Below are 24,775 nucleotides of genomic sequence, written 5' to 3' on the forward strand. Positions count from 1 at the left end.
CAGGTCTCCCCAGCCTCGCTACGCTGGAGGAATGGCGACAGTTCTCCTCGTGCGGCACGGTCGCACCACGGCCAATGCGACGGGCTTCCTGGCGGGCCGAACTCCTGGCGTGAGCCTGGACGATGTGGGACGCGAGCAGGCCGCGCGGACCGGCGACAGGATCGCGGCGGTGCCCGTCGCCGCGGTGGTCTCGAGTCCGCTGGACCGCTGCCGGGAGACCGCCCGGGCCATCGTCGAGCGACAGGCGGTCGCGCCGCCCTCGTCGGTCGAGGACGAGATCACGGAGTGCGACTACGGCCGGTGGCAGGGCCGACGGCTCGACGATCTCGCGAAGGAGGATCTGTGGCGGACCGTGCAGTCGCATCCCTCCGCGGTCGTCTTCCCCGGCGGCGAGTCGATGGCCAGGATGCAGGCCCGGGCCGTGGCGGCGATCCGGCGCCACGACGCGGAGGTCGAGTCCGAGCACGGCCCGGGGGCGGTGTGGGTCGCGGTGAGCCACGGCGACCTCCTCAAGGCGATCCTGGCCGATGCGCTCGGCATGCACCTGGACATGTTCCAGCGGCTCGAGGCGGGTCCCGCGTCGGTGTCGATCGTGAGCTATGGGGCCGGCAGGCCGCGGGTCCTCGCGACCAACACCGACTCCGGCGAGCTGTCCTGGCTCGCGACGAGCGTCCCGTCAGCCGAGGCCGCAGTGGGCGGCGGCGCCGGCACTCCCACCGCCGACGGCCCGGCGCCTAGGATCGAGCCATGACCGACGCTCCCGCCCCTGTCTATGAGTTCGACTGGCCGGACCGCGTCGTCATCGGGACGGTCGGCCTCCCCGGATCCCGCACGTTCTACCTCCAGGCGCGCACCGGGCCGCGGATCGTGAGCGTCGCCCTCGAGAAGGAGCAGGCGGCGCTGCTCGCGCAGAAGGTCGACGAGATCCTCGACCGGCTCCGTGAGGTCGAGGGCAACCGCTGGAGCGTGCCCACGAGCACTCCCGTCGAGCTCGTCGACAACGACCCGCTCGACGCCGTCGAGGAGCAGTTCCGCGCCGGCGCCATCGGCATCGGCTGGGACCCGGCCACGGCCCAGCTGATCCTCGAGGCGCATCCGCTCCCGGACGGCGACGAGCTCGACGAGGATCTCGCGGAGGAGCCACCGGCGCCGGATGCCGAGATGATGCGGGTGAAGATGCCCGTCGGCACCGCCCGGGCCTTCGCCCGGCGGACCCGCGAGGTCGTGAACGCCGGCCGGCCGCTGTGCACGCTCTGCGGCCGGCCCATCGACCCCGAGGGCCACACCTGCACCTTCCCCGAGTTCTGATGACCGCGCCGGAACTGGTGACCGACGAGCTGGTGCTCACCGGTCGGCTCACGACGGCGTCGAACGCGACGTTCCTGGGCTCCATCGGCGAGGCGGTCGTCGTCTACAAGCCCGTCGCGGGCGAGGCCCCGCTCTGGGACTTCCCCGGCGGCACCCTGGCGCGCCGCGAGGTGGCCGCCCACCTCGTCTCCGAGACCCTCGGCTGGGACATCGTGCCGCGCACCTGGCTGCGCGACGGCCCGTTCGGCGAGGGGATGGTGCAGCTCTGGCAGGAGCCGGATCCCGACCAGGACGCCGTCAACCTGGTGCCGAAGGACGAGGTGCCGGATGCGGGCTGGCGGGCCGTCCTCGAGGGCGAGGACCAGGATGGTCAGCAGATCGTCCTGGTCCATGAGGACACGCCCGTGCTGCGGCGCATGGCGGTGTTCGACGCGATCGTCAACAACGCCGACCGCAAGGGCGACCACGTCCTCGCCATGGCGGGAGGGCACCGCTTCGGCGTCGACCACGGGCTCACCTTCCATCACGAGGACAAGCTGCGCACCGTCCTGTGGGGGTGGGTGGGCGAGCCGCTGGCCGTCGAGGAGATGGGCGGCATCGGCCGCATCGCCGACGCGCTGAGCGGCGAGCTCGGCCGGTGCCTCCCGGAGCTGCTCAGCGTCGAGGAGATCGACGCGCTCGCCGCGCGCTGCGCCCGGCTGCGGGCCGACGGGTGCTTCCCGGCTCCGGGCGGGGACATGCCCGCGGTGCCGTGGCCGCTGTTCTGACGGTGATCGCACACGACGCCGCCGGGGTGGTCGTGCGCGTGCAAGCGGACATCCCCGCATAGGGATCCCGCTCCGCCGGGAGAGCTCTTACGCCGCGCGTTCGATGCACTTCGTCGACGCCTCCAGCGCCGCCCAGGAGTCGAGCACAGAACCCGCACCCGCCACGACCGACGAGCGACGACGGCTTCTCCACCTCATGCAGCTCGAGCGCCTCACCGCTTCACACGTTGAAGCGGAACTCCACCCGCGTTCCGGTACCGAGGGGACTGGTGCGCCGATAGGTGACAGCTGGGTTTAGGCCGCCAGGCTGACGGTCGGGTTCATGATGGTCTCGTACTTGATGGGGGTCAATCGGCCCAGGCTGTCCTGCCGGCGGCGGCGGTGATAGGTCCGCTCGATCCAGGTGGGGGCACCTCCCGCTTGCGGGGGAATGATCGCGATCCGGAGCTCCTCTCGCGTGCGCCACCGCTTGCGGTCCAGGACGTTCTTCTGCAGCAGGGCGAAGAAGGACTCCATCGCGGCGTTGTCTCCGGCAGCACCGACTTTCCCCATCGATCCGATGAGGTGATGCCGGGTCAGGGCATGCACGAACGAGCGTGCTCGGAACTGGGATCCTCGGTCCGAGTGCACGATGCATCCGGCCACGTCACGACGCCGAATCACGGCGTTGTCCAGGGCGTTTACCGCGAGGCGTGCCTTCATCCGGTCGCTGATCGAGTAGCCGACGATCCGGCCGGAGAATACGTCTTTGATCGCGCAGAGGTAGAGCTTGCCCTCGCCAGTCGGGTGCTCCGTGATGTCGGTCAGCCATAGTTCGTTGACATCATCGGCGGTGAAGTCCCGCTGCACGAGATCGTCATGCACGGGCGGTCCGGGGCGCTTCCCGTTCTTGCCGCGCTTCTTCCCGAAAGCGGAGAACCACTGGTTGTCCCGGCAGATCTTCCACGCGGTCCGCTCACACATCACCTCGCCCGCTTCCGCGGCCTCGCCGACCAGGAACCGGTAGCCGAACTCGGGATCCTCCAGGTGGGCATCCAGCAGGGCGTTTGCTCGGTAGGCCTCGACCAGTTCGGCCTCGGTGACCTGCCGCTTCCGCCAGCGGTAGTAGGGCTGGCGGGAGAGCTTCAGGACCCGCAGGGACACTGCGACGGGGATCCCGTCGGCGGCGAGCTCGCTAACCTCGAGATTTCACGGGGGTGTGGTCTCGCCCGACGGACGGCATAAAGAAAGGTGCTCCTGGCCTGGGATGATGCGGGGTGTTGAGTCTCGTAATCCCTGGCCGGAAGGAGCACCTTTCAGGTGTCCCACCCTACCTTGTTCTTCTACCCCCGTCCGCGCGTGGACATCGCTGAGGTCCCGGCGGCCGCGCATGCGGGCGCGGTGCTGCTGACCGGCACGATCCACGCCACCGGCCTCGCCCCTTCGCTGCGTGAAGCTCTGGATCCGTGGACGAAGCCACTGGACGAGCATCACGCCTCGAAGGTCCTGCTGGACCTCGCGATGACTCTCGCGATCGGCGGGGAGCACGCTTCGGATACTGATCTGCTGCGATGCGAACCGGGACTGTTCGGAGACGTCGCCTCGGCCCCAACGATCTCCAGGAACCTGACCACGCTGGCCGAGGACGCGCCCGCCGTGGTCGAGGCGATCTCCCAGGCCCGCCGCATCGCGCGTGAACGGGCCTGGGCACTGGCCGGCGACCACTCCCCGGTCCGCAGGCTCAGTGCGAAGAATCCGCTGGTCATCGACCTCGACGCCACCCTGATCAACGTCCACAGTGAGAAGGAGCAGGCTGCACCGACGTTCAAACGCGGCTTCGGTTACCACCCACTGTGCGCTTTCCTGGACCACGGCAGCGAAGGAACCGGGGAACCGCTGGCGATCCACCTGAGCCCCGGCAACGCCGGTTCCAACACCGCCGCCGATCACATCACCATCACCAGGCAGGCCCTTGCGCAGCTCCCGGCTGGTCTGCTCTCCTCCGGCGGAAGGGGGTCGAAGAAGGTCCTGATCCGCACCGACGGAGCCGGTGGCACCAAGGACTTCGTCAAGTGGCTGACCGGGCAGCGTCTGGCCTACTCAGTCGGGTTCACCCTCCCCGCGAACACTCCCGACCTGCTGGAACGTATCGATGAGGCGAAGACGTGGACTCCTGCCTACGACACCGACACCGACGGGATCCGCGACGGAGCATGGGTCGCGGAACTGACCGGGCTGCTGGATCTTCAGGGTTGGCCGCCCGGGATGCAGGTGATCGTGCGGAAGGAACGTCCTCATCCTGGGGCGCAGCTGCGGATCACCGATCACGAGGGGATGCGCATCACCGCGTTCGCGACCACTCCCCCTCCTCGCTGCGCTCGGGGGAGGTGCCCCCACCCCGCGCGGCCAACTTCCCGTGCTCGAGCTGCGACACCGCCGCCGCGCACGATGCGAAGACCGGATCCGCAACGCCAAGGACATGGGCTTGATGAAGTTCCCGCTGCAGGGCTTCGCGCAGAACCAGGTCTGGTGCCAGATCATCCAGCTCGCTAGCGAGCTCGTCGCCTGGATGCAGACCATCGCGCTGACCGGCCATGATGCGCGGAAGTGGGAGCCCAAACGGCTCCGCGCACGGCTGTTCGAGATCCCCGCGACCCTCGTGCGCCGCTGCCGGCACAAGGTCCTCCACCTCGCCGAACATGCTCCCGAAGCCCGCACCGTCCTGACTGGCATCAACCGGCTCCGCACCGCCGTCGCACAGACCTGACCAAGCTGCTCCACCCGCCCCACCGACCAGCAGAATCCTCCTCTCGGGAGTGGAACCCGACCGCCCGCAACGGACACTGCGACGATCTGTCATACCCGAATGCCAGAATCAGCAGCTGAACACCGGCAACGACGCCGACCGCGACCGCTCACCAGCCCCATGAAACATCGAGGCTAGGCGTTGACGGACGGTGGTGACCATGTCGTTTCCGAGCTTGACGAGGTGGAACTTGTCGACCGAGACCGCAGCGCGGGGCAGGTAGGTCCGCAGTGCTTTGCGGAACGCGGCCGAGGGATCGATGGCGACGATCTCGATCCGCTCCCGCCAGAGCTCGGAGCGCTGGGCGAGCCAGTCGCCGACGGCGGTGGAGTCCCGGCCGTCGACGATACCGAGGACCTGCCCAGTGGTCAGGTCGACCAGGGTCGTCATCCAGGGCTCGAACCGTCTCCAGGCACCGTCGTCGGTGCGGAACCAGCGCACCGACCGGTAGCGGTGCTCATCGATGCCCAGGCGCGTCACCGGCACCTCGTCAACGGCAGGCAGGGCCACGGCGGCAGCCGCCAGCGCGGCCTGGACCAGCCACCACGAGACGCCATGGGCCTGAGCGACTTCCGAGGCTGCCCGGCCAGAGGTGATCACCGCGGAGACGATCTGGTTTCGCAGCCGGGTCGTCGAGCGCGCGCGGTGCGGGACCTGGTCGGTGGCTTCCCAGAACGTGCGCCGGGCGCAGGCCGGCTCGAGGCAGAACCAGCGCCGCTTGGCCCACACCACCTGTCAAGTCCCGGGTTTCGTTGAGGGTGTGCGGGTGATGGTTGCTCAGGCCGCGGTGGCGGTCTGAGGGGCGTGCTGACGGACCCGGTGGTCCGTCTCGATCTCGGTGGGGGTGCGGTGGTCGAGCTTGCCGTGGAGGCGGTCGGTATTGAACCAGTGGACCCAGTCGGCGGTGGCCGGCTCGACGTCCTCGATGCCGTTCCAGGGCCCATCGAGAAAGATCAGTTCGTGCTTGTAGAGTGAGTTCAGTGCCTCGGCCATCGCGTTATCGTACGAATCTCCCTTCGAGCCGACAGAAGCGACAACTTCGGCTTCCTCCAGCGCCTGCGAGTATTTGATGGCGCGGTATTGAACTCCGCGGTCGCTATGATGTATCAATCCACTCACGTCTTGGCCAGCTTTCCGACGGTTCCAGAATCCCATGTTAAGCGCGTCGAGGGCCAGATCGGTATAGAGCCGCGTCGAGGTTTGCCAGCCGACGATCATTCGTGAGAACACGTCGAGCACGAAGGCGACGTATACCCATCCCGACCTGGTGGGCACATAGGTGATGTCCGCTACCCATAGCTGATTCGGGGCGGTCGCGGTGAATTCCCGCTGGACGAGGTCCAAGGGGCGGCCGGTCTCCGGGGCCGGCTTCGTGGTGCGCGGGTACTTGCCCCGTACGGTGCCGCGGATGCCGAGGGAACGGCACAGTCGCTCGACTCTGCCCTTGCCGACCGCGATGCCCTCGCGGACGAGCTGCGCATGAATCTTCCGGATCCCGTAGACCCGCATTCGTGGATGAAAATGAATGCGCATAATCTCCTTCGATAATTCGGCATCACGAACACTGCGAGCCGAGGGAGGTCGGCTGCGGGCCGCATAGTAGGTCTGCGGGGCGATCTTCACATGAGTATTCGTAGTCGTGGGAGCCACCGAATCTTGCTCTTGGGGACCGCCGATCGTGCCGACGGGGGCCAGTAGCCGCCGCGGTGGGGACCACTGGCTCCCGCCGGCATCGGGTCACTGGGGCAGTGCGGTGTGTTCTCGCATGTTCCTGTCGCCGGTGTCGATCCAGATTGTGTTGTGCACGATGCGGTCCATGATCGCATCGGCGTGGACTGCTCCACCGAGCCGGGCGTGCCAGTCCTTCTTCGGGTACTGGGTGCAGAACACGGTCGAGCCGGTGTCATAGCGGCGCTCGAGCAGTTCCAGCAGCATCGAACGCATTCCCTCGTCAGGATGGTCCAGCAGCCACTCGTCGATCACCAGCAGCGAGAACGTGGAGTACTTCCGCAGGAACTTCGTCTGGCCCTGCGGCTTGTCCTTTGCCAGGGCCCAGGCCTCTTCGAGGTCGGGCATTCGGATGTAGTGGGCTCGGAGCCGGTGCTGGCAGGCCTGCTTCGCCAGCGCGCAGCCGAGGTAGGACTTCCCTGAGCCGGTGAAGCCCTGGAAGACCACGTTCTGTTGCCGCTGGATGAAGGAGCAGGTTGCCAGTTGCGCGATCACGTTCCGGTTCAGTCCCCGTTCCTCGACCAGATCCAGCCGCCGCAGGTCCGCTCCGGGATAACGCAGCCCCGCCCGGCGGATCAGACCCTCGACCTTTCCATGATTGAAGATGGAATGCGCCTCGTCCACGATCAGCTGGAGCCGTTCCTGGAACGACATCCCCAGCACGTGAGCCTCATCCTGGGCATCGATCGCGTCCAGCAGCGCGGTCGCGCCCATCTCGCGCAGCTTCCGCTTCGTGTCGTTATCGATCACGCTCACCGGACACCTCCGGCGTAGTAGTCGGCGCCACGGACGTATCCGCCGTCTTCCGCGGGTTCCTCGCGGGGTGGACGCAGGGCGGCGACCTTGTCCTGCCCGGTGGCCAAGATCGGGTGCAGATGCGCATAGCGCGGTGAACGGACCCGTCCCGTCAGCGCGAGTGCGCAGGCCGCCTCGACCCGATCTACGGAGAAGCGGCGAGAGAGCCGTAGCACCGCCAACGCGGGATCCAGGCCCTGTTCCACGATCGGCACGGACTCGAAGATCCGCTGGATCACGATCACCGTGGCCGGCCCGACCCGATCTGCCCACGCCCGCACCCTCTGCGCGTCCCAGGCCTGGAAACGCTCGCCCGCAGGTAGGTCCGCGTCGTTGGTGCGGTACTCATTGCTCGCGGTCTCCGGGAGCAGCAGGTGACTGGTCAGTCGCTGGCTGCCCTGATAGATCTCCAGCGTCCGGGCCGTGATGCGCAGATCGACCTTCGCGCCGATGTGCGCGAACGGCGCGGAGTAGAAGTTCCGCGCGAACGTGACGTGCCCGTTCCTGCCCACTCGTCGTCCGTAGTGCCATGTCGAGATCTCGTAGGGCACCGCCGGCAGCGGCGTCAGCAGCGGCCGCTCCTCCGCGTCGAACACGCTGGCGCGGGATCCGGGCCGCTTCTGGAACGGCTCCGCGTTATAGGCCTCCATCCGCTGCCCGATGGCGGCTGCAAGTTCGGGCAGGGACGTGAATCGCTGATCCCGCAGCCCGGCGATGACCCAGGTCGCGACGTGCGCGACGGTGTTCTCCACGCTCGCCTTGTCTTTCGGTTTCCGCACCCTCCCCGGGAGCACCGCCGCCGAGTAATGCGCTGCCATCTCGCGATACGCATCGTTCAGGACGATCTCGCCCTCGCGGGGGTGCTTCACCACACCGGTCTTGAGGTTGTCCGGAACGATCCTCGGGACCGTCCCGCCCAGCGCCTCGAACATCGCTACGTGCGCTCGCAGCCAGGACTCCTGGCGCATATCCAGCGCCGGGAAGCAGAACGCGTAACGAGAAAAAGGCAGGCAGGCAACGAACAAGAACACCTTCGAGACCTCGCCGGTGACCGGATCGGCCAGCTCCATCGTGGGGCCGGACCAGTCGACCTCCACGCTCTGGCCGGCCTTGTGACCGACTCTCGAAGCGGCACCGGTGACCATGACGTGGTGCTGGTAGGTGCGGCAAAACCGGTCATACCCCATCGCCGGATCCCCAGCCGCCGTGGTCGCGTCGAAGTACTCGCCGTGCAACAGCTTCAGCGTCACGCCGACCCTGGCCATCTCTCGATGGACCTGTTCCCAGTCCGGCTGTGCGAACACGCTCTCGTGCTCGCCCCGGCCCGGGAACAACCGGGCATACACCTGCTCATCGGCGACGTCCGCGATATCGCCCCACCCGATCCCTGCAGCGTCAGCGGCCTCGAACACCGCCCTCACGGACTTGCGGGACATGCCCTGCGAGGACGAAATCGCTCGCCCCGACAGACCTTCTGCGCGCAGCTGGAGCACCAGCTTCGCCCTGATCTTCCGTACCATTCCAGATTGCTCCTTCCGCCGCGTGCCCTATACACACGGCGGAAGGAGCGTAGACAGAGCGGCCCCAACGACACCACTGGTGGTCCCGAACGACGCCACCGCTACGGCAGCGACGTGGCACCCGAACCCTCGATCAGCGGACCCCAGCGAGGCGAATATTCATTCACATCGAGCTCTTTGGTGAGAACCCGGCAGATCGGTTCGATCCCCCACGTGTCTTTTTGTTCGTCGATGTAGGCGACGATCACTTCTGTGGGCGGTCGAACTCCGCCGCGAAAAAAGCCGTCGCGGACTTCAGGATCTCGTTCGAGCGGCGCAGCTCACGGTTCTCCGCCTCCAACTGACGAATCCGCGTTTCGGCGTCCACCGCCTCGGTCGGGATGTCTGCGGCTTCTGCCTTGCTGACCCAGTTCCGCAGCGCTTCCTTGTGCACGTTCGTCTGCTTCGCGATCCGCGCGATCGCGCCGATGCGTGTCGCCGGGTCGCGGCGGGCCTCGACGGCCAGGCGGGTCGCTCGCTCCCGCAGCTCGACGGGGTACTTGTAGTTGGCCATGGTGATCAGGGGGTCCTTCCAGGATGTCTGGCTCACCCTCTATCAAACCCCGGACGATTCAACCTGAACCGTCCCGGCCACGGGGACGTCTCGCACCTGCTGAGAGCGGCGGGAGTGGACCTTCGTCGCGATCACCCCGCACGACGGGCACCCGGGTGGGACGCTCGAGGCGATCACCACTTGACGCCCTCCGTCGGACAGGTCGATCGCGTCAACGACGCGGTAGTTGGGCAGGTTGAAGATCGTGCTCGCAGCATCACGCTGCGGACCAGTACTCTCATACACAGGCTCGTGGTCCTCTGAGATATGGATGTCTTGACAACACCCATCACAGCAGGACCACGAGCCGCTCTACGCCAGCGACGCGACGCTCTCCATCACCACGAACCGTGAAGAGCCGTCGATGTCGACTCCGAAGTACTGGTGCACCAGGATGTTGCGGAAGCCCCGAATCTGTGGCCAGGCGATCTCAGGGTGCGCCCCGGTGATCTCATCGGGAAGGTGGTTCACGGCTTCGCCGATGATCTGCAGGTTCCGCTCGATCGCATCCTCTGCCATCTCCGCGATGTCACTCTCACGGTCCAACGCAGCGACATACTTCCGGCATCGCTCAACTGCCTCAAGTACGTCAGCGATGCGCTGCTCCGGACTGCGGCTCAAAGCGGCACCGCCTCGGCGAGCGCCGAAGCGGAGACCGGACGCTTGAGCAGTTGGACAGGAAACACATCGATGTCATCGCGCTCGAACAGCGTGCGCGTCTCCTCGAGCAGACCGGATGCACGCATCAGGAGGTTCCCCTCGGCAGGGTCCATCTCGACGAGGATGTCGATGTCGGATTCTAAAGACGCTGTGCCGCGGGCGACGGACCCGAACAGCTTCGGATTGGTCGCGCCGTACCGGTCGAGGAGCACCTGGAACTCGCCACGGCGCGCAACGAGGAGCTCGCGCAGGGCGAGCGTCTCGGGCGTCATGACGGTCTCAGACATGCTTCAAGGGTACCGGGCCTGACAGCACGTCGACATGGCGCTCTACACGTTGAAGCGGAACTCCACCACGTCGCCGTCGGCCATCACGTAGTCCTTGCCCTCCATGCGCACCCAGCCCTTGGCCTTGGCCTCGTTCTTGGAGCCGGCCTCCATGAGGTGGTCGAAGGAGATCACCTCGGCCTTGATGAAGCCGCGTTCGAAGTCGGTGTGGATCACGCCGGCGGCCTGCGGGGCGGTGGCGCCCTTAGGGATCGTCCAGGCGCGTGCTTCCTTGGGGCCAGCAGTGAGGTAGGTCTGCAGGCCCAGGGTCTCGAAGCCGGCACGGGCCAACTGGTCCAGGCCGGACTCCTCCTGGCCGGTGGAGGCCAGCATCTCGGCGGCCTCCTCGGGCTCCAGCTCGATCAGCTCGGCCTCGAACTTGGCGTCCAGGAAGATCGCCTCAGCCGGGGCCACCAGCTTCCGCAGGGCGTCCTGGGAGGCAGTGTCTGCCAGGCCCTCCTCATCGGTGTTGAACACGTAGATGAAGGGCTTGGCGGTCATCAGCTGCAGCTCGCGCAGCGCGGTCACGTCGATGCCGGCGGCCTTCGCGCCCTGGTACAGGGTGGTGCCCTCCTCCAGCAGTGCCTTGGCCTTGGTGACGTTCTCCAGCACGGCCGGCTCGATCAGGCCGCGCTTGGTCTCCTTCTCCAGTCGCGGCATCGCGTTCTCGATGGTCTGCAGGTCCGCGAGGATCAGCTCGGTGGAGATGGTCTCCATGTCGCCGGAGGGACCGTCGGAGCCGGCCACGCGCGTCACGTCGGGGTCGGAGAACGCGCGGGTGACCTGGCAGATCGCGTCGGCCTCACGGATGTTGGCGAGGAACTTGTTGCCCAGGCCCTCGCCTTCGCTGGCGCCCTTGACGATGCCGGCGATGTCCACGAAGGACACGGTGGCCGGCACCAGCTTCTCGCTGCCGAACACGGTGGCGAGCTGGGCCAGGCGCGGGTCGGGCAGGGGAACCATGCCGACGTTGGGGTCGATCGTGGCGAACGGGTAGTTCGCCGCAAGCACCTCCGCGCGGGTCAGAGCGTTGAACAGGGTGGACTTGCCGACGTTGGGCAGTCCGACGATTCCGATAGTGAGAGCCACGGAAGGAGATTCTACGGGGACACCTGCCGCCAGGTCCCGGCGCCTGCCCGGATCGTGCGCGGAGTCTCGCCCATCTGCCCCGGGTCAGCCTGTCGACACCCTGCGCGCCTCATTCGAAAGCAGGCGGGCGAACGGTGGTGGTGGCGGGTTCGCAGAACGGCGGCAGGGGAAGGCAACCCAGGGATGAGCTCGAGATCCACACCTCACGCACGATCACCAGGAGTTCGACTCCCTCGGGGAGGTCTGCACGTGAGATCGTCGCGGCGGGATCGGTGACGGTGAGTTCGCCCAGGGAGCGGTGAGCGTTTCCTGAGCGGGGCACGCAGGGCAGGTACCCGTCCGGGGTCGCGGTGGTGGTGGCGAACAGGCGCACCTGCCTGTTCCGCACCGGAATGTTCTCGTTGGCCGGGACGGAGGATTCTGCGATCTCACGGCACCCGGTGCGCTGCCCGGATGCTGCCTGCGGTGCCGCGGACCACGCGGGCGTGTCCTCCAGCTGTGCCAGCACGGCGCCTTCAGGGTCATCGATGCCGGAAGGGACGGTGCGGTACTCGAGCTCCCACAGGTGGCAGTCCTGTGCGTGTCCGGCGAGGATCCAGCCACGGTCACGCGGCGCGATCTCGCAGTCGACCTCCTGAATCGTGACCACCGGCGGCCCGAACACGGGATCGAGCACGGCAGCATCGTCCTAGGCCAGCGGCGGGAGGTCCGCGAGCGCTGCCTGCAGCCCGATGGTGGCGTCGTCCTTCGCCGCCGATGGCAGCAGCACGAGGACCCGGAAGAACATGGCCGCCCAGATCAGCAGCACGACGAACAGGACAGCCAGGGCGGTCCGAGCAACTGCGCGGAAGCGACCACGCGGCCCTGGACCCTGGGCAGGGGAAGGGCCGTCTGACGTACTCATCGTCGCTGTCCTCGCTCGTCGGTCATGCGGCCATGACCGCCACACACTCGCCCCATGATGCACAGCCTGCTCCTGCCGCACCAGAAAGGTCCACCACCTCTACGACACCTATGCACCACATCCCGCGTCTCGGCAGATCTGCGCGCCTCGGCAGGTTCGTCACACCCCCGTGGTGTGCTGGATCCATGGACGGAACACAGATGCTCCTGCTGGGCCTGGCCCTCGGTGCGGCCCTCGGTGCCATCGTCACCTGGCTGGTGCTGCGCGAGCGCATGCGCACCCGTGAGGAGCAGCACCGCGCAGGAGCGGACGCCTCCACCCACCTGCTGCGCCTGGCCGACGAGCGCTTCGAGCGGGATGCGGCCCGTCGCGACGCCGAGCAGGAGGAACGCGAGGTCGAGCTGCAGCGCACCCTCGCACCCATCACGGCCACCCTCTCCCATCTGGAGCGCTCCCTGGCCCGCTCCGAAGCCGCACGGATCGATGCCGAAGGGGCACTGCGCGCACACCTGGGGCAGCTCGCCCAGCGCGCCCAGTCCTTGGAGACCGGCACCAACGCACTGACCGCCGCGCTGCGGGCACCGACGGCCCGGGGCCGCTGGGGTGAGGTGCAGCTGCGTCGGATCGTCGAGGCCGCCGGGATGCTCGAGCACGTGGACTTCTCCGAACAGCTGGCCGGTACCCGGGCCGATGGCGACAAGGGCCAGCGGCCGGACCTCGTGGTGCACCTGTCCGGGGACCGGCACATCGTGGTCGATGCGAAGGCACCGATGGACGCCTACCTCGACGCCACCGAGGAACCGGACCCCGCCCGGGCCGCCGCCCGCCGCACCGCCCACGCCAAGGCCCTGCGCCACCACGTGGGCGTGATCTCGTCCAAGGCCTATTGGAAGGCCCTCGGTGACACCCCCGAGTTCACCGTCCTGTTCGTGCCCAGCGACGGGGTGCTCGCTGCCGCCCTGGAGACCGACCCGGCCCTGCTGGACGACGCCTTCACCCGGGAGGTGGTGATCGCCTCCCCCGCCACCCTGGTGGCGCTGCTGCGCACCGTCGCCCACACCTGGCGCACCGATGCCCTGAACCGTGACGCCCGTGAGGTGCTCGAGGCAGGCCGCGAGCTGCACCATCGGCTGGGCACCTTCACCGCGCACCTGGGGAAGGTGGGGCGATCCCTGGACTCCTCGGTCGCCGCCTTCAACGACGCGGTGGGGTCCCTGCAGTCGCGGGTGATGGTCACCGCGCGCCGTTTCGAGGACCTGGGGCTGCCCGGCACGCGGCTGGACGAGGTGGAGCAGTTGGAGCGGCGCGCCCGCACCCTGGACGAGGCCGAGATAGCGAGCCTCGCTGGGGGTTCCCCGTTCGACGGGACGTCCCGGATCGGCCGGGATGCCCGTCGGCAGGACGCCGGCTGAGGCCCGGACGGGCCCGACAGCGTCTGGATGGGGCCGGCAGGGTCAGGCCTGTTCAGCCTTGGCGGGGGTCACCACCAGTTCGTTGATCACCACGTTCTGCGGGCTCTCCAGCACGAACATCACAGTGCGGGCCACGTCCTCGGCCGTGAGCATGAGGGCTCTGTCCGCGTCACCGGGCACCTCGGGTCGTTGTTCCAGGAAGTCGCTGTCCACGTCCCCGGGACACAGGTGACAGGCACGGATGCCGTGGTGGTTCTCCTGAAGGTTCAGGATCTCCGTCAGTGGCCCCAGGGCCGTCTTGGTGGCGCTGTAGGCGACGCCGGCCGAGGGCGAGGTGCGCCACCCCGCGAAGGACGAGATCAGCACCACCGTGCCGCGTCGGCGCTCCCGCATCGCGGGCAGCACCGCGTCGATCACGGCCACCGGGCCCAGCAGATTCGTGCCGGTGATCGCGGTGAACTCCGTGAGGTCCTGGTCGGACCAGGCGCGGCGCTTGGCATTCAAGCCGGCCGAGAGCACCACAGCATCCACCTCCCCCAGTTCCTGCTTGATCAGCGCTGCAGCGGCAGCGACCGCCTCGGGGTCGGTCACGTCCAGGGGCACGACGAGGGCGGTGCCGCCGTGAGCCTCGATCTGCGCAGCCACCTCGCCGAGCACCTCGCGGCGCCTGCCGGAGAGCGCCACCTGCCAGCCCGCCCGGGCGGCGGCGACCGCGCTGGCCCGGCCCATCCCGGAGCCCGCTCCGGTCACCCACAGAGTCCTGGTCGACATGCTTCGTCCTCCCCGTTCACGTGACGATCCCCGGCATCACCCGCAGGGGACGAGCGAGTGTGAGAGCGTCCTTGCATCACCGGTCAGCGTAGACGTCCCGGCAGCGAGTACCCCAGGAGGATCCATGCACATCGATCTCTCGCACCAGGTCGTGGTGGTCACCGGTGCCGGCCGCGGCATCGGCCGCTCCATCGCCCAGGCCTTCCACGACGAAGGGGCCCGAGTCATCGCCCTCGACGTCTCCCCCGGCCTGCTGAGCGTCCTAGAGGCCGACGGCATCGCAGACCTGTGCGTGCCCTGCGACGTCACCGATGTCGACCAGGTGCGCTCAGCCGTCGAGACTGTCGTGGAGCGCTTCGGCCGTCTCGATGTGCTGATCAACAACGCCGGCATCAACATCGAAGGGCCCGTGGAGGACTTCGATGCGGGGCTGTGGGACCGCGTGTTCGCCGTGAACGTGCGGGGCGTGTTCGTGACCAGCCAGGCCGTGATCCCGGTGATGAAAGAGCAAGGATCCGGGCGGATCATCAACGCCGCCTCGTTCGCGGCGATCATCCCCAGTGTCGGGGCCGCCGCCTACGGAGCCTCGAAGGCGGCCGTGGTGCAGCTGACCCGGGTGCTGGCCAGCGAGCTCGGACCCTACGGGATCACCGTCAACGCGTACGCGCCGGGCATGATCCCCGGGGAGATGAACACCTTCGCCTCACTGGACGAGCAGGCGGCCGCCGCCAAGCTGGACCAGCTCAGCGTACGCCGCTGGGGCGAGCCGGAGGACGTCGCGAAGCTGTGCCTGTTCCTGGCCAGCGATCTGTCCTCGTACATCACCGGGGCGCTGCTGGACGTCTCCGGAGGCAAGTTCGCCACCCAGGATCCCGGCGCTGCCTGGCGCGGAGAAGGTCCTGCCGGCCTGCACTGAGGCCGAACCGTTACCTCCACGAAGCGGTCAAGGACCTCGACCCGGCGTTAGGGCATGATGTGATCGACCGAACACCTGCCGCGGACCGACGAGGCCGTCATCGCGGCGGGCCAGCGGGACGATCCCGCGCCTTCGACCGCCGAACCTGCTCACCGAGGAGACACCGATGAGAATCGCACGACGGACTTTCACTGCACTTGGCCCTGTCGCCGCTCTGGGACTGCTTGCCGCATGCGGCAACGACGAGGGTGGCAGCGGCGGCACCAGCAACGGTGGCAGCGGTGGCGGCGAGGGCGACTTCGTCACCGACCTGACCTTCGGCACCGGCGGCACCGGCGGCGTGTACTACCCGCTGGGCGGCGAGTACGCCACCATCTACGAGAACAACATCGACGGCATCACCGTGAACTACACCGACTCCGGCGCCTCGGTGGAGAACATCGGCAAGATCTTCCAGGGCGAGTGGCAGCTGGGCATCTCCCAGTCCGACACCGCCAACGCCGCCGTCACCGGTGACGGCGAGTTCGAGGGCGCACAGGTGGACAACCTGGGCTGGATCGCGGCCCTGTACCCGGAGGCAGCTCATATCGTCACCCTGGCCGGCACCGGCATCGAGACCGTCGCAGATCTCGCCGGGAAGCGCATCGCCGTGGGCGACGTGGGCTCCGGCACGCGCAACGTCTCCGATGCGATCCTCGCCGCAGCAGGCATCGAGGAGGGCGGCTACGAGCCCTTCGAGCAGGACTTCGCCAGCTCCCTGAACCTGCTGCGCGACGGCAACATCGAGGCGTCCATCTTCGTGGTGGGCACCCCCACCGGTTCCCTGGGTGACCTGGCCGCCACCAACGACGTCAAGCTCGTCTCGATGGACGAGGCCGAGGCACAGGGCGTGGCTGACGCCAGCCTCTACGAGGTCTACACCATCGAACCGGACGCCTACGACTTCCTCACCGAGCCGGTCACCACGCTGTCGGTCGCGGCGGCCCTGGTCGGTTCCACCACCCAGATCAGCCCCGATCTCGCCTACGAGATCACCAAGGCCACGTTCGAGCATGCCGAGACGATCACCCTGCCCCAGGGCGACCTGATCAGCCACGACTACGCGCTGTTCGGCCGCGGCGATGTCCCGCTGCACCCGGGCGCGGAGAAGTACTACCAGGAGCAGGGACTGCTCTGAGATGACGCCCGCAGGAAAGAGGAAGGGATCGCGCCCCGCCGATGGTGAGCCGTCGGCGGGCGCGGTGCCCGTGCAGAACGACGTGCCAGGCTCCCCCACCGCCCAGGATCCCGTCGTCCCCCGGGACGACCACGTTGCGCCGGATTCCGCCGAGACGCTGCACGACGGTGAGGAGCACGCCCAGGAGGTGCTGCGCGAGCACGACACCGCCAGCCGGTTCCGCACGAACCTGGGCTGGTGGGCGTGGGTCGTGGGCGGCCTGTCCGTAGCGCTGACCCTGTTCCACCTGTACACCGGTGTGTTCGGCTCGCGCACCTCCCTGATCCAGGGTGCGATCCACCTCGGCGGTGCCACCTCGATCATCTTCCTGCTGTACCCGGCCGGGAAGAAGCTCGTCCGGCGCAAGGGTGGGGTGCCCTGGTACGACGTGCTGCTGGCCCTGCTGGGCCTGGCGGTGAACCTGTACATCGTGGTCGAGTACTCCCACCTCACCAGCAACATCGTGCAGATCATGGGGTACCGCGGCATCGACTATGCCGTCGCGGTGCTGGGCATCCTGCTCACGCTCGAGGCCACGCGCCGCTGCGTGGGCCTTCCGATTGTGGTCATCGCCCTGGGCGCGATCGCCTATGCGATCTTCGGGGCGGGCCAGTCATGGCAGGACTTCGCGGTCAGCACCTACTTCACGGCGCGCTCGGGGATCTTCGGAACTCCGATCCAGGTGTCCTCCACCTTCATCTTCCTGTTCCTGCTGTTCGCAGTGGTGCTGATCCACACCAACATCGGTGCGTTCTTCAACGACTTCGCGTTCCGCCTCACCGGGCGCTTCACCGGTGGCCCCGCCAAGGCCGCGGTCGCGGCGAGCGGGCTGCAGGGAATGATCTCCGGTTCCTCCGTGGCCAACACGGTCGCCTCGGGCTCGTTCACCATCCCGATCATGAAGAAGGCCGGCTTCCGCCCCCACTTCGCGGGCGCGGCCGAGGCGACAGCCTCCACCGGTGGGCAGATCATGCCGCCGATCATGGGTGCCGCTGCGTTCATCATGGCCGAGTACACGGGCATCCCGTACAGCCAGATCATCATCATCGCGATCATCCCGGCGGCTCTGTACTTCCTGGGCGCCTTCCTCTCGGTGCACTTCGAGGCGAAGCGGCACGGGATCAAGGGCCTGCTGCGCTCCGAACTGCCCAGCTGGAAGAGCCTGCTGACGCGGATCGACCTGCTGCTGCCGCTGATCGTGATCGTGTGGATGATGCTCTCGGGCTTCTCGCCGGCCAGAGCGGCCCTGTGGGGCGTGGGCGTGGCCTTCGTGCTGAGCTTCCTGCGCAAGTCCACCCGGCTGTCCTTCACGGGGATCGTGAAGACCCTCGAGGCGGGTGCCCGCACGGCCCTGCCGGTGATCGCCGCCTGCGCCACGGCCGGGATCGTGGCGGGCACCGTGACCGGGACCGGCCTGGGCGGCCGGCTCGGGAACAGCCTCATCGACCTGGCACAGGGCAACTTCCTGCTGGTGCTGCTGCTGACGATGATCGCCTGCCTGGTTCTCGGTATGGGCCTGCCCACCACCGCGAACTACGTGGTCACCGCCACGGTGGCGGCCCCCATCCTGTACAACAACTTCGACGTGCCGCTGATCTCGGCGCACATGTTCGTGTTCTTCTTCGGGATCCTCGCGGACATCACCCCACCGGTGTGCCTGGCCGCCTACGCGGGATCCGGGATCGCGGGATCGAACCCGCTGCGCACGGGCGTCACGGCGCTCAGGCTGGCGATCGCCGGGTTCCTGATCCCGTTCGTGTTCGTCCTGGAGCCGGCACTGCTGCTCGAGGGCACGATCGGGGAACTGATCCCGGCCCTGGTCACCGTGATCCTGGGCATGACCGTGATCGCTGCGGCCCTGGCCGGGCATCTGGTGGTGCGCACCCAGGTCTGGGAGAAGACCGTACTGATCGTCAGCGGCGTGATGATGGTGTACCCGTCGATACCTGTGTCGATCGTGGGCATGGTCCTGGCCGCTGTCGTGGTGGTGGTGCAGGTGATCCGCCGCCGCAATGCGGGGACCGGTGGCAGCGATTCCACAGGACGGGTGGATCCGAAGGCTGCAGCGACGGCCTGACGCTCTCGTCCTCGGCGCCCGTCCGACCCGGTCATGACGATCGGGCCGGGCGGGCGCTCTGCGTCCCGGCAGCGCGCCGCCGCGCTCAGCGCCCCCGTCGCACCAGCACCACGGCAGCGATCGCCGCCACCGCGAGAGCCACTCCCCCGCCGAGGCCCGCTAGCAGGGCCCACACCACCGGATGCAGCGAGAAGCCCGCCCCCTCCTGCGGCGCTTCCTCGAGCTCCACGGGCCCGTCGCCGCCCCCGTCAGACGCGGCAGCCACCTGGCCCGGGTCCGCTGCGGTGCGGTCCTCGGCCGATGCCGCCCCCTGCCCGTCCAGTTCCGGGCCCTCCGCAGGCTCGCCCACAGCATCGATGTCGATCGTGTACGGCACCTCGAACAGCCGGTCCCCGTCGTACCGCGAGGGGATCAGGGTCAGCTGGAGGTAGTAGTCCCCGGCCAGGAACGAGGAGCGGGCCTCGGTAGTACCCTGCTCCCTGTTCTTGAACTGCACGGCGGTGGCCTGGTTCAGCTGCACCTGGAGGCCGGGCCGGGCCTGCTCGGAGAAACCGGCGGTTTCGGCGCCGCCGTCCGGCGACACCATCGAGTACACCTCTCCCCGCAACGGGGACACAAGGGTGGCGTGCAGCGTCAGGTCCATCCCGTCCGGTGGGACGAACTCGCCCAGGGCGAGTGCGCTGCGCACCTGCTGGCCGTACTGCACAGGCACGCGGAAGAACTGAACCTCCCCGGGGATGATGGTGCCGCGAAGGGGTCCGTTCCCGGCCTCGACGGCGGAGGCGAAGGAGAACGCGGGCTGGATCTGCTCACCGTCGGAGGGCACGGCGAGCGGCTCGATCTGTCGGGGCCACTTCACTGCGGGCGGCAGACCGCTGGGATCCACCTCCTGCTCGGCGAAGAACTGCAGCTCCACCGGGATCGCCTCCGCCTCGGACGGGTTGCCGGTGCGCTCCACCTGCAGGATCACCGTGCCGTCCGCGTCAGCGCCGAAGCAGGAGAGGTACTCGGTCTCCGCCATGCGCGGCGTGGCGATGCTGGCCGTGATCGGCCCGTCGCCGAGGTCCGCCTCGGCGCGGGCGGCGACATTGCCGATGCGGCAGTCGGTGCCGTCAGTGGAAGCGGTACGCAGTTGCAGCTGGGCGAGCTTGTTGGTGGCGCCGCCCCCACCGGGCAGCACCATGGTGGCGGTCACGTGCGCGATCTCGCCGGGAGCCAGCTTCAGCCGGTAGTAGCGGGAGAAGCCCTGCCCGTCGTCGATGGCAGGGCTGCCGTGCTCGAGCACGTCCAGGTAGGAGCCTGGCACCAGATCCACCGCGTCCTCAGGGGTGGTGCCACCGGTGATCGGACTGCCTGCGGAGGAGTACCCCTGGATGGCGCGGGTCATCTTCACCAGCAGCTCATCGCGCAGGGTCTCGGCATCGGTGGCGTCGGCGAAGGTGCCGCCGGTGGCCTCGGCGATACATGCCAGTTCGTCCCTGGCGGCCTGCTCGGCCTTGAAGCCGATGGTGTGGATCCGCATCTCGGGATGCTGGGTGGCCAGTTCGGCGGCGACCTCGCACGGGGGCGGTCCACCGCACTCGTCGATCCCGTCGGACACCAGCACGATGGAGCGCATCTCCGCCTCCGGCAGTGCCTCCGCGGCCTTGCGCAGGGACAGGCCGATGGGGGTGAAGCCGGAGGGTTGAACCGCGTCGATCTCCTGCAGCAGTCGGTCGCGGTCCAGGCCGTCCGGTTCCACCAGCAGTTTCACGTCCTGGCAGCCGGCCTCCTGGCTGTTCGCCGTCTGGGCGTCGGAGTTGCCGTAGGTCATCAGCCCCACGCTGGCGTCCTCCAGAAGGAGGGGCACCAGACCGGAGACGGCCTCCTTCGCCACCACCATGCGGCTGCGGCCACCGACGTCTTCAGCCCGCATGGAGCCCGAGGCGTCGAACACGAGCATCGAGGGTGCGGTGCGGCCGGTGTTGTAGCCCTCGGCGAGCGCCGGGCCGGCCGGCCCCGCCATCACGACCAGAGCGGCGATCAGTGCGGCGACGAGTGCAGAAGACAGGCGTGAGATCACCGGGCCATCATGCCGGGTGATTCGCCCGTTCGTCAGCCTCGGATCGGTGGGCGGCCGTCGCCATCGTCCCGGGGCATGCGGCTCAGGTGAGCCCTGCGCCCTCCTCGGGCTGCTCGCGCACCTCGTCGACGTTCCCGGTGGGCTTCGTGCCGACGGAGCCGGACTCGGCGGTGGCCCCGGCGCCGGTGGGGCGCTTGCGGCTGTCGGTCACGCCCTTGGCCTTCATCTCCTGGCGCAGCTCGCGCGGCAGGGAGAACATGAGGTCCTCCGTCGCGGTGCGCACGGGCTTGACGTCCCCGTAGCCGCGTCGGGACAGCTCAGCGAGCAGCTCCTGGACCAGCACATCGGGAACCGAGGCCCCGGAGGTGACGCCCACGGTCTGAACGCCCTCGAACCACTCCTCGCGCAGCTCAGCGACGGAATCGATGCGGTGGGAGGCCTTCGCACCCGCCTCCTTGGCCACCTCCATCAGGCGCACCGAGTTGGAGGAGTTCGGGGAGCCGACCACCAGCACCAGGTCGGACTGCGGGGCGATCTTCTTCACCGCCACCTGACGGTTCTGGGTGGCGTAGCAGATGTCGTCGCTGGGCGGGGACTGCAGGGTGGGGAACCGCTCGCGCAGGCGGTCCACGGTCTCCATGGTCTCGTCGACGCTGAGGGTGGTCTGCGAGAGCCACACGACCTTCTCGGGGTCGCGCACGGTCACGTTGACGGCGTCGTCGGGCGAGTTGACGATCTGCACGTGATCCGGGGCCTCGCCCGCGGTGCCCTCGACCTCCTCGTGACCCTCGTGGCCCACCAGCAGGATGTCGTAGTCCTCGCGGGCGAAGCGCACCGCTTCCTTGTGCACCTTGGTGACCAGCGGGCAGGTGGCGTCGATGGTGCGCAGGTTGCGCTGCTCAGCCATCTCGCGCACCTTCGGGGAGATGCCGTGGGCGGAGAAGATCACCAGCGAGCCCTCGGGGATCTCGTCGACCTCCTCGACGAACACGGCGCCCTTGGCGCGCAGGCTGTCCACCACGAACTTGTTGTGGACGATCTCGTGGCGCACGTAGATGGTCTCGTCGTAATGCTCCAGGGCGCGTTCGACGGCGACGACGGCGCGATCGACGCCGGCGCAGTATCCACGCGGTTCGGCCAGGTACACGGTTCCGGTGCTCACCGCTCCATCGTAGGGAACGGGAGCTGGCTAGGGCACGGCGCTGGGGCATGCCTCACCATCCCTCCACAGGTCCCTCCCCTTTGTTCCTACTTGGCGCCTCCCCTGGTTCCTCTCTGGTGCCTCCCTTGGTTCCTGTCTGGTTCCTCCCCACGGCATGGTGATCCCCACCGCGGGGCGGGACGCTCATCTGTCCCACCGCCGTGCCACAGTGGTGGCCATGAGCGATTTCTCCACGGTTCCCGGTGGTGCTGATGGTACTGCCGGTGGCGGCACTGCCGCCGCCGCGCGCCGCACCCTGGCGCCCACCGCTGCGCAGACCACCGCGGAGAACCCGTGGCCGCTGCGGCAGCTGTCGGTGAAGGTGGGTGAGTACATCGCCCGCATGTCACCACTGTGGGTGGAGGGCGAGATCGTCCAGCTGAACCGAAGGCCGGGCTCCGGCATGTCCTTCATGACCCTGCGGGACATCGACGTGGACATGTCCTTCTCGGTGCCGATCCGCGAGCACGTGCTTCGCACCCTGCCCATCGAGCCGGTCGCTGGTGCCCGCGTGGTGGTGCACGCCAAGCCAACCTTCTGGACCCGCCGCGGCAGCCTGCAGCTGGAGGCCGACGGCATCCGCCCGGTCGGTCTCGGCGAGCTCCTGGCGCGCCTGGAGCAGCTCAAGCGCGTGCTGGCCGCGGAGGGCCTGTTCGACGCCTCCCACAAGAAGGCCTTGCCGTTCCTGCCGCGCACCGTGGGTCTGATCTGCGGCCGCGAGTCCGCTGCGGAGAGGGATGTGGTGGTCAACGCCCGGCGCCGCTGGCCCGCCGTGGAGTTCGCGGTGCGGGAGGTGGCCGTGCAGGGCACCAAGGCGGTGCGGGAGGTCTCTGCTGCCCTGCGTGAGCTGGACGGCCTGGACGAGGTGGACGTCATCATCATCTCCCGCGGCGGCGGCTCCCTGGAAGATCTGCTGCCGTTCTCCGACGAGCAGCTGGTGCGGCTGGTCGCCGGGGCACGGACCCCGATCGTCTCGGCGATCGGCCACGAGGTGGACACCCCGCTGATCGACCTGGTGGCCGACATGCGCGCCTCCACCCCCACCGATGCCGCCAAGCGCGTGGTGCCGGACATCCAGGCCGAGCTCGATCAGCTCACCATGGGCCGCTCCCGCCTGCGCACCGCGATCCGCAGCCGGCTGGAGCGCGAGCAGTCCACCCTCGATGCGATCCGCTCCAGGCCGGTGCTGGAGAACCCCTCCACGATCCTCGCCGGCCGGGCCGATGAGGTGCGAGCCCGCATCAGCTTGGCCCGCACCCTGATCGGGGCAAGGCTGGATCGTGCGGCCGACGAGATCGACCACCTGGGCCGGCAGGTGCAGGCCCTCAGCCCCCTGGCCACCCTGGAGCGCGGCTACGCAGTAGTGCAGGACGCCTCCGGCACCGTGGTGCGCGACCCCTCACAGGCCGAGGTCGACCAGGCCCTGTCCGTGCGCGTGGCCGCTGGCCGCTTCGGCGTGCGCCGCACCGTGGAGGACCCGTACCAACCACCGCCCCAGCCCTAACCCCGCCCCGCACCCCCAGCACCCAGCACCCAGCACCGGGCCGGACCTTCACCACCGACCGTCCCGCCTGACCCGAACGGAGACCTCATGACCCCCCGATCCGCTGACAAGACCACTGCCCCCGCAGGATCCGACCCCACGGCCGGCGACGGCGCACCCGTGGTGGAGCCTGCCGGCGTTGTGCAGCCGCTGCCCGCGGACATCGCCGAGCTCTCCTACGAAGCCGCCCGCGACCAGCTCACCGAGGTGGTTCGCCGCCTCGAGTCGGGGCAGGGCGGGCTGGAGGACTCCATCGGCCTGTGGGAGCGCGGTGAGATGCTGGCCCGTCGTTGCCAGCAGTGGCTGGACGGAGCCCGCGACCGCCTCGATCAGGCCGTCGCTGCCCGCCGGAACTCGGAGGACCAGTCCGACTGACCAGGACTTCAGCGGTCAGTCGATCGAGGTGATGGCCGCTTCGGCCAGCTCCCGCAGCTCCTCCGGCTCGGTGGCACCGTGGATCAGCAGGCCCCACCCGTCACCAGCGCAGGACAGGCCTGTATGGGGCTCGTCGTCGGTGCCGCCGGAGAGCACCTGGCACGGCACGCCGGCGATCTCCTGCTCCTCGCCCTCCACGGCACCCGGGAAGCTCGCCGAGAGCATCGGGGCGGAGATCTCCGGGGCCTGCACCATGGTCACCAGGTGACGCTGCGGCGAGGAGTAGCGCACCTCCCAGCGGTCCTCCGCATCGGTGAATCGTACCGACCGCACCGCCCACTCCTCCCCCGCCGCGGGCACGACCACCGGGTACGGGGCGGACTCCTGGGCCCGCTCGGCGGTCTGCGCCAGGTCCACCTCGGTGTTCGGCAGCGGCTCGCGTGACTGGTCACTGCCCACCCCGAAGAAGCCGATGCCCACCACGACCACGATCAGCATCGTCAGCCCGAGCGCCCAGATCATGTTCCGCAGCGAGGTGTTCTCCCTCGTGGGCAGCTGATAGTGGGACTTCGGTGCAGGCACCGTCGCGGGGGCGGGCGAAGCCTGCGGCTCGGAGGTGGGTCCGCTGCCCTTGCGGTTCGCGTCGCTGTCGTCGTCACGGTGTTCATGCATGGCGCCCATTGTCGCCCTGCATTCGCCCTGCTCCCTGAAACCTGCGATGATCGCCT

General features: G+C 68.5%; 22 protein-coding genes, 3 pseudogenes and 1 other annotated feature. Of the genes and pseudogenes, 10 read left to right on the forward strand and 15 right to left on the reverse strand.

Annotated elements, in window-relative coordinates:
* Positions 1-31 precede the first annotated feature (31 nt).
* The 3 genes from JOD52_RS11770 to JOD52_RS11780 are packed head-to-tail and all read left to right on the forward strand — an operon-like array spanning position 32 to position 2,075.
* Positions 32-751: an MSMEG_4193 family putative phosphomutase gene (locus JOD52_RS11770; protein ID WP_204410145.1), complete on the forward strand. Its 720-nt coding sequence runs from the start codon at positions 32-34 to the stop codon at positions 749-751.
* Positions 748-1,308 carry a DUF3090 domain-containing protein gene (locus JOD52_RS11775; protein ID WP_204410146.1) on the forward strand — a complete coding sequence of 187 codons (561 nt, stop codon included), beginning with the start codon at positions 748-750 and terminating at the stop codon, positions 1,306-1,308. Before JOD52_RS11770 ends, JOD52_RS11775 begins: the two co-directional genes overlap by 4 nt.
* Positions 1,308-2,075, forward strand: coding sequence for an SCO1664 family protein (locus tag JOD52_RS11780; protein WP_204410148.1), 768 nt, complete (start codon positions 1,308-1,310; stop codon positions 2,073-2,075). Before JOD52_RS11775 ends, JOD52_RS11780 begins: the two co-directional genes overlap by 1 nt.
* A 294-nt stretch (positions 2,076-2,369) precedes the next feature.
* On the opposite strand, the pseudogene JOD52_RS11785 reads toward JOD52_RS11780, so the two are convergent.
* Positions 2,370-3,254, reverse strand: a pseudogene (locus JOD52_RS11785) (IS3 family transposase); the annotation flags it as partial.
* 120 nt (positions 3,255-3,374) lie between these two features.
* Here JOD52_RS11785 and JOD52_RS11790 point away from each other — a divergent pair.
* Positions 3,375-4,821: pseudogene (locus JOD52_RS11790) on the forward strand (IS1380 family transposase).
* 156 nt (positions 4,822-4,977) lie between these two features.
* On the opposite strand, the pseudogene JOD52_RS17770 reads toward JOD52_RS11790, so the two are convergent.
* From JOD52_RS17770 to JOD52_RS11840, 10 genes and pseudogenes are all read right to left on the reverse strand, one after another.
* A pseudogene (locus JOD52_RS17770) lies at positions 4,978-5,592 on the reverse strand (transposase); the annotation flags it as partial.
* 45 nt (positions 5,593-5,637) lie between these two features.
* Positions 5,638-6,483, reverse strand: coding sequence for an IS3 family transposase (locus JOD52_RS11800; protein WP_204410152.1), 846 nt, complete (start codon positions 6,481-6,483; stop codon positions 5,638-5,640).
* A 114-nt stretch (positions 6,484-6,597) separates the two neighbouring features.
* Complete coding sequence (locus JOD52_RS11805) at positions 6,598-7,344, reverse strand: ATP-binding protein (protein WP_338124028.1); 747 nt, start codon at positions 7,342-7,344, stop codon at positions 6,598-6,600.
* Entirely contained in the window at positions 7,341-8,903 is a 1,563-nt protein-coding gene (gene istA, locus JOD52_RS11810; RefSeq protein ID WP_204408388.1) for an IS21 family transposase, read from the reverse strand. The genes JOD52_RS11805 and istA overlap by 4 nt, the downstream gene beginning before the upstream one ends.
* Positions 8,904-9,082: 179 nt before the next feature.
* Positions 9,083-9,187 (reverse strand) — a sequence feature (AL1L pseudoknot).
* On the reverse strand, positions 9,148-9,456 hold the full coding sequence (locus JOD52_RS17920) for a transposase (protein ID WP_031306842.1): 309 nt from the start codon (positions 9,454-9,456) through the stop codon (positions 9,148-9,150). (Overlaps the previous feature by 40 nt.)
* 42 nt (positions 9,457-9,498) lie before the next feature.
* The gene (locus JOD52_RS17530) at positions 9,499-9,741 is read right to left on the reverse strand and encodes a transposase family protein (protein WP_338124091.1); all 243 of its coding nucleotides are present in this window, start codon (positions 9,739-9,741) and stop codon (positions 9,499-9,501) included.
* 66 nt (positions 9,742-9,807) lie between these two features.
* Positions 9,808-10,116 (reverse strand): HepT-like ribonuclease domain-containing protein, encoded by a 309-nt coding sequence (locus tag JOD52_RS11825; RefSeq protein ID WP_275579103.1) that lies wholly within the window; start codon positions 10,114-10,116, stop codon positions 9,808-9,810.
* Complete coding sequence (locus tag JOD52_RS11830) at positions 10,113-10,442, reverse strand: nucleotidyltransferase family protein (RefSeq protein WP_204410156.1); 330 nt, start codon at positions 10,440-10,442, stop codon at positions 10,113-10,115. Before JOD52_RS11830 ends, JOD52_RS11825 begins: the two co-directional genes overlap by 4 nt.
* A gap of 42 nt (positions 10,443-10,484) precedes the next feature.
* Positions 10,485-11,570: a redox-regulated ATPase YchF gene (gene ychF, locus JOD52_RS11835; RefSeq protein ID WP_204410157.1), complete on the reverse strand. Its 1,086-nt coding sequence runs from the start codon at positions 11,568-11,570 to the stop codon at positions 10,485-10,487.
* A 109-nt stretch (positions 11,571-11,679) separates the two neighbouring features.
* Positions 11,680-12,246: a hypothetical protein gene (locus JOD52_RS11840; RefSeq protein WP_204410159.1), complete on the reverse strand. Its 567-nt coding sequence runs from the start codon at positions 12,244-12,246 to the stop codon at positions 11,680-11,682.
* Between the two features lie 413 nt (positions 12,247-12,659).
* Here JOD52_RS11840 and JOD52_RS11845 point away from each other — a divergent pair, with 413 nt between their 5' ends.
* On the forward strand, positions 12,660-13,886 hold the full coding sequence (locus tag JOD52_RS11845; protein WP_239551884.1) for a DNA recombination protein RmuC: 1,227 nt from the start codon (positions 12,660-12,662) through the stop codon (positions 13,884-13,886).
* 42 nt (positions 13,887-13,928) lie between these two features.
* Here the strand turns inward: JOD52_RS11845 and JOD52_RS11850 are convergent, their stop codons facing one another.
* Positions 13,929-14,657 carry an SDR family oxidoreductase gene (locus JOD52_RS11850; RefSeq protein ID WP_017824599.1) on the reverse strand — a complete coding sequence of 243 codons (729 nt, stop codon included), beginning with the start codon at positions 14,655-14,657 and terminating at the stop codon, positions 13,929-13,931.
* A gap of 124 nt (positions 14,658-14,781) precedes the next feature.
* Here JOD52_RS11850 and JOD52_RS11855 point away from each other — a divergent pair, with 124 nt between their 5' ends.
* From JOD52_RS11855 to JOD52_RS11865, 3 genes are all read left to right on the forward strand, one after another.
* Complete coding sequence (locus tag JOD52_RS11855; RefSeq protein WP_204410161.1) at positions 14,782-15,573, forward strand: SDR family NAD(P)-dependent oxidoreductase; 792 nt, start codon at positions 14,782-14,784, stop codon at positions 15,571-15,573.
* A 166-nt stretch (positions 15,574-15,739) separates the two neighbouring features.
* Positions 15,740-16,750, forward strand: a complete 1,011-nt coding sequence (locus JOD52_RS11860) for a TAXI family TRAP transporter solute-binding subunit (protein WP_204410163.1) — start codon at positions 15,740-15,742, stop codon at positions 16,748-16,750.
* Between the two features lie 64 nt (positions 16,751-16,814).
* Positions 16,815-18,866, forward strand: coding sequence for a TRAP transporter permease (locus tag JOD52_RS11865; protein ID WP_338124092.1), 2,052 nt, complete (start codon positions 16,815-16,817; stop codon positions 18,864-18,866).
* Between the two features lie 85 nt (positions 18,867-18,951).
* Here JOD52_RS11865 and JOD52_RS11870 read toward each other — a convergent pair whose 3' ends face one another.
* Entirely contained in the window at positions 18,952-20,928 is a 1,977-nt protein-coding gene (locus JOD52_RS11870; protein ID WP_204410164.1) for a VWA domain-containing protein, read from the reverse strand.
* A gap of 82 nt (positions 20,929-21,010) precedes the next feature.
* Complete coding sequence (locus JOD52_RS11875; RefSeq protein WP_204410166.1) at positions 21,011-22,090, reverse strand: 4-hydroxy-3-methylbut-2-enyl diphosphate reductase; 1,080 nt, start codon at positions 22,088-22,090, stop codon at positions 21,011-21,013.
* 217 nt (positions 22,091-22,307) lie between these two features.
* Between JOD52_RS11875 and xseA the strand changes: the two genes are divergently transcribed.
* Positions 22,308-23,633 carry an exodeoxyribonuclease VII large subunit gene (gene xseA / locus JOD52_RS11880; RefSeq protein WP_204410167.1) on the forward strand — a complete coding sequence of 442 codons (1,326 nt, stop codon included), beginning with the start codon at positions 22,308-22,310 and terminating at the stop codon, positions 23,631-23,633.
* Positions 23,634-23,720: 87 nt separating this feature from the next.
* The gene (locus tag JOD52_RS11885) at positions 23,721-24,047 is read left to right on the forward strand and encodes an exodeoxyribonuclease VII small subunit (protein WP_017824592.1); all 327 of its coding nucleotides are present in this window, start codon (positions 23,721-23,723) and stop codon (positions 24,045-24,047) included.
* Between the two features lie 15 nt (positions 24,048-24,062).
* Here JOD52_RS11885 and JOD52_RS11890 read toward each other — a convergent pair whose 3' ends face one another.
* Entirely contained in the window at positions 24,063-24,719 is a 657-nt protein-coding gene (locus JOD52_RS11890) for a DUF4245 domain-containing protein (RefSeq protein ID WP_239551885.1), read from the reverse strand.
* Positions 24,720-24,775 lie beyond the last annotated feature (56 nt).

This window comes from Brachybacterium muris (assembly GCF_016907455.1).
Lineage (GTDB): Bacteria > Actinomycetota > Actinomycetes > Actinomycetales > Dermabacteraceae > Brachybacterium > Brachybacterium muris.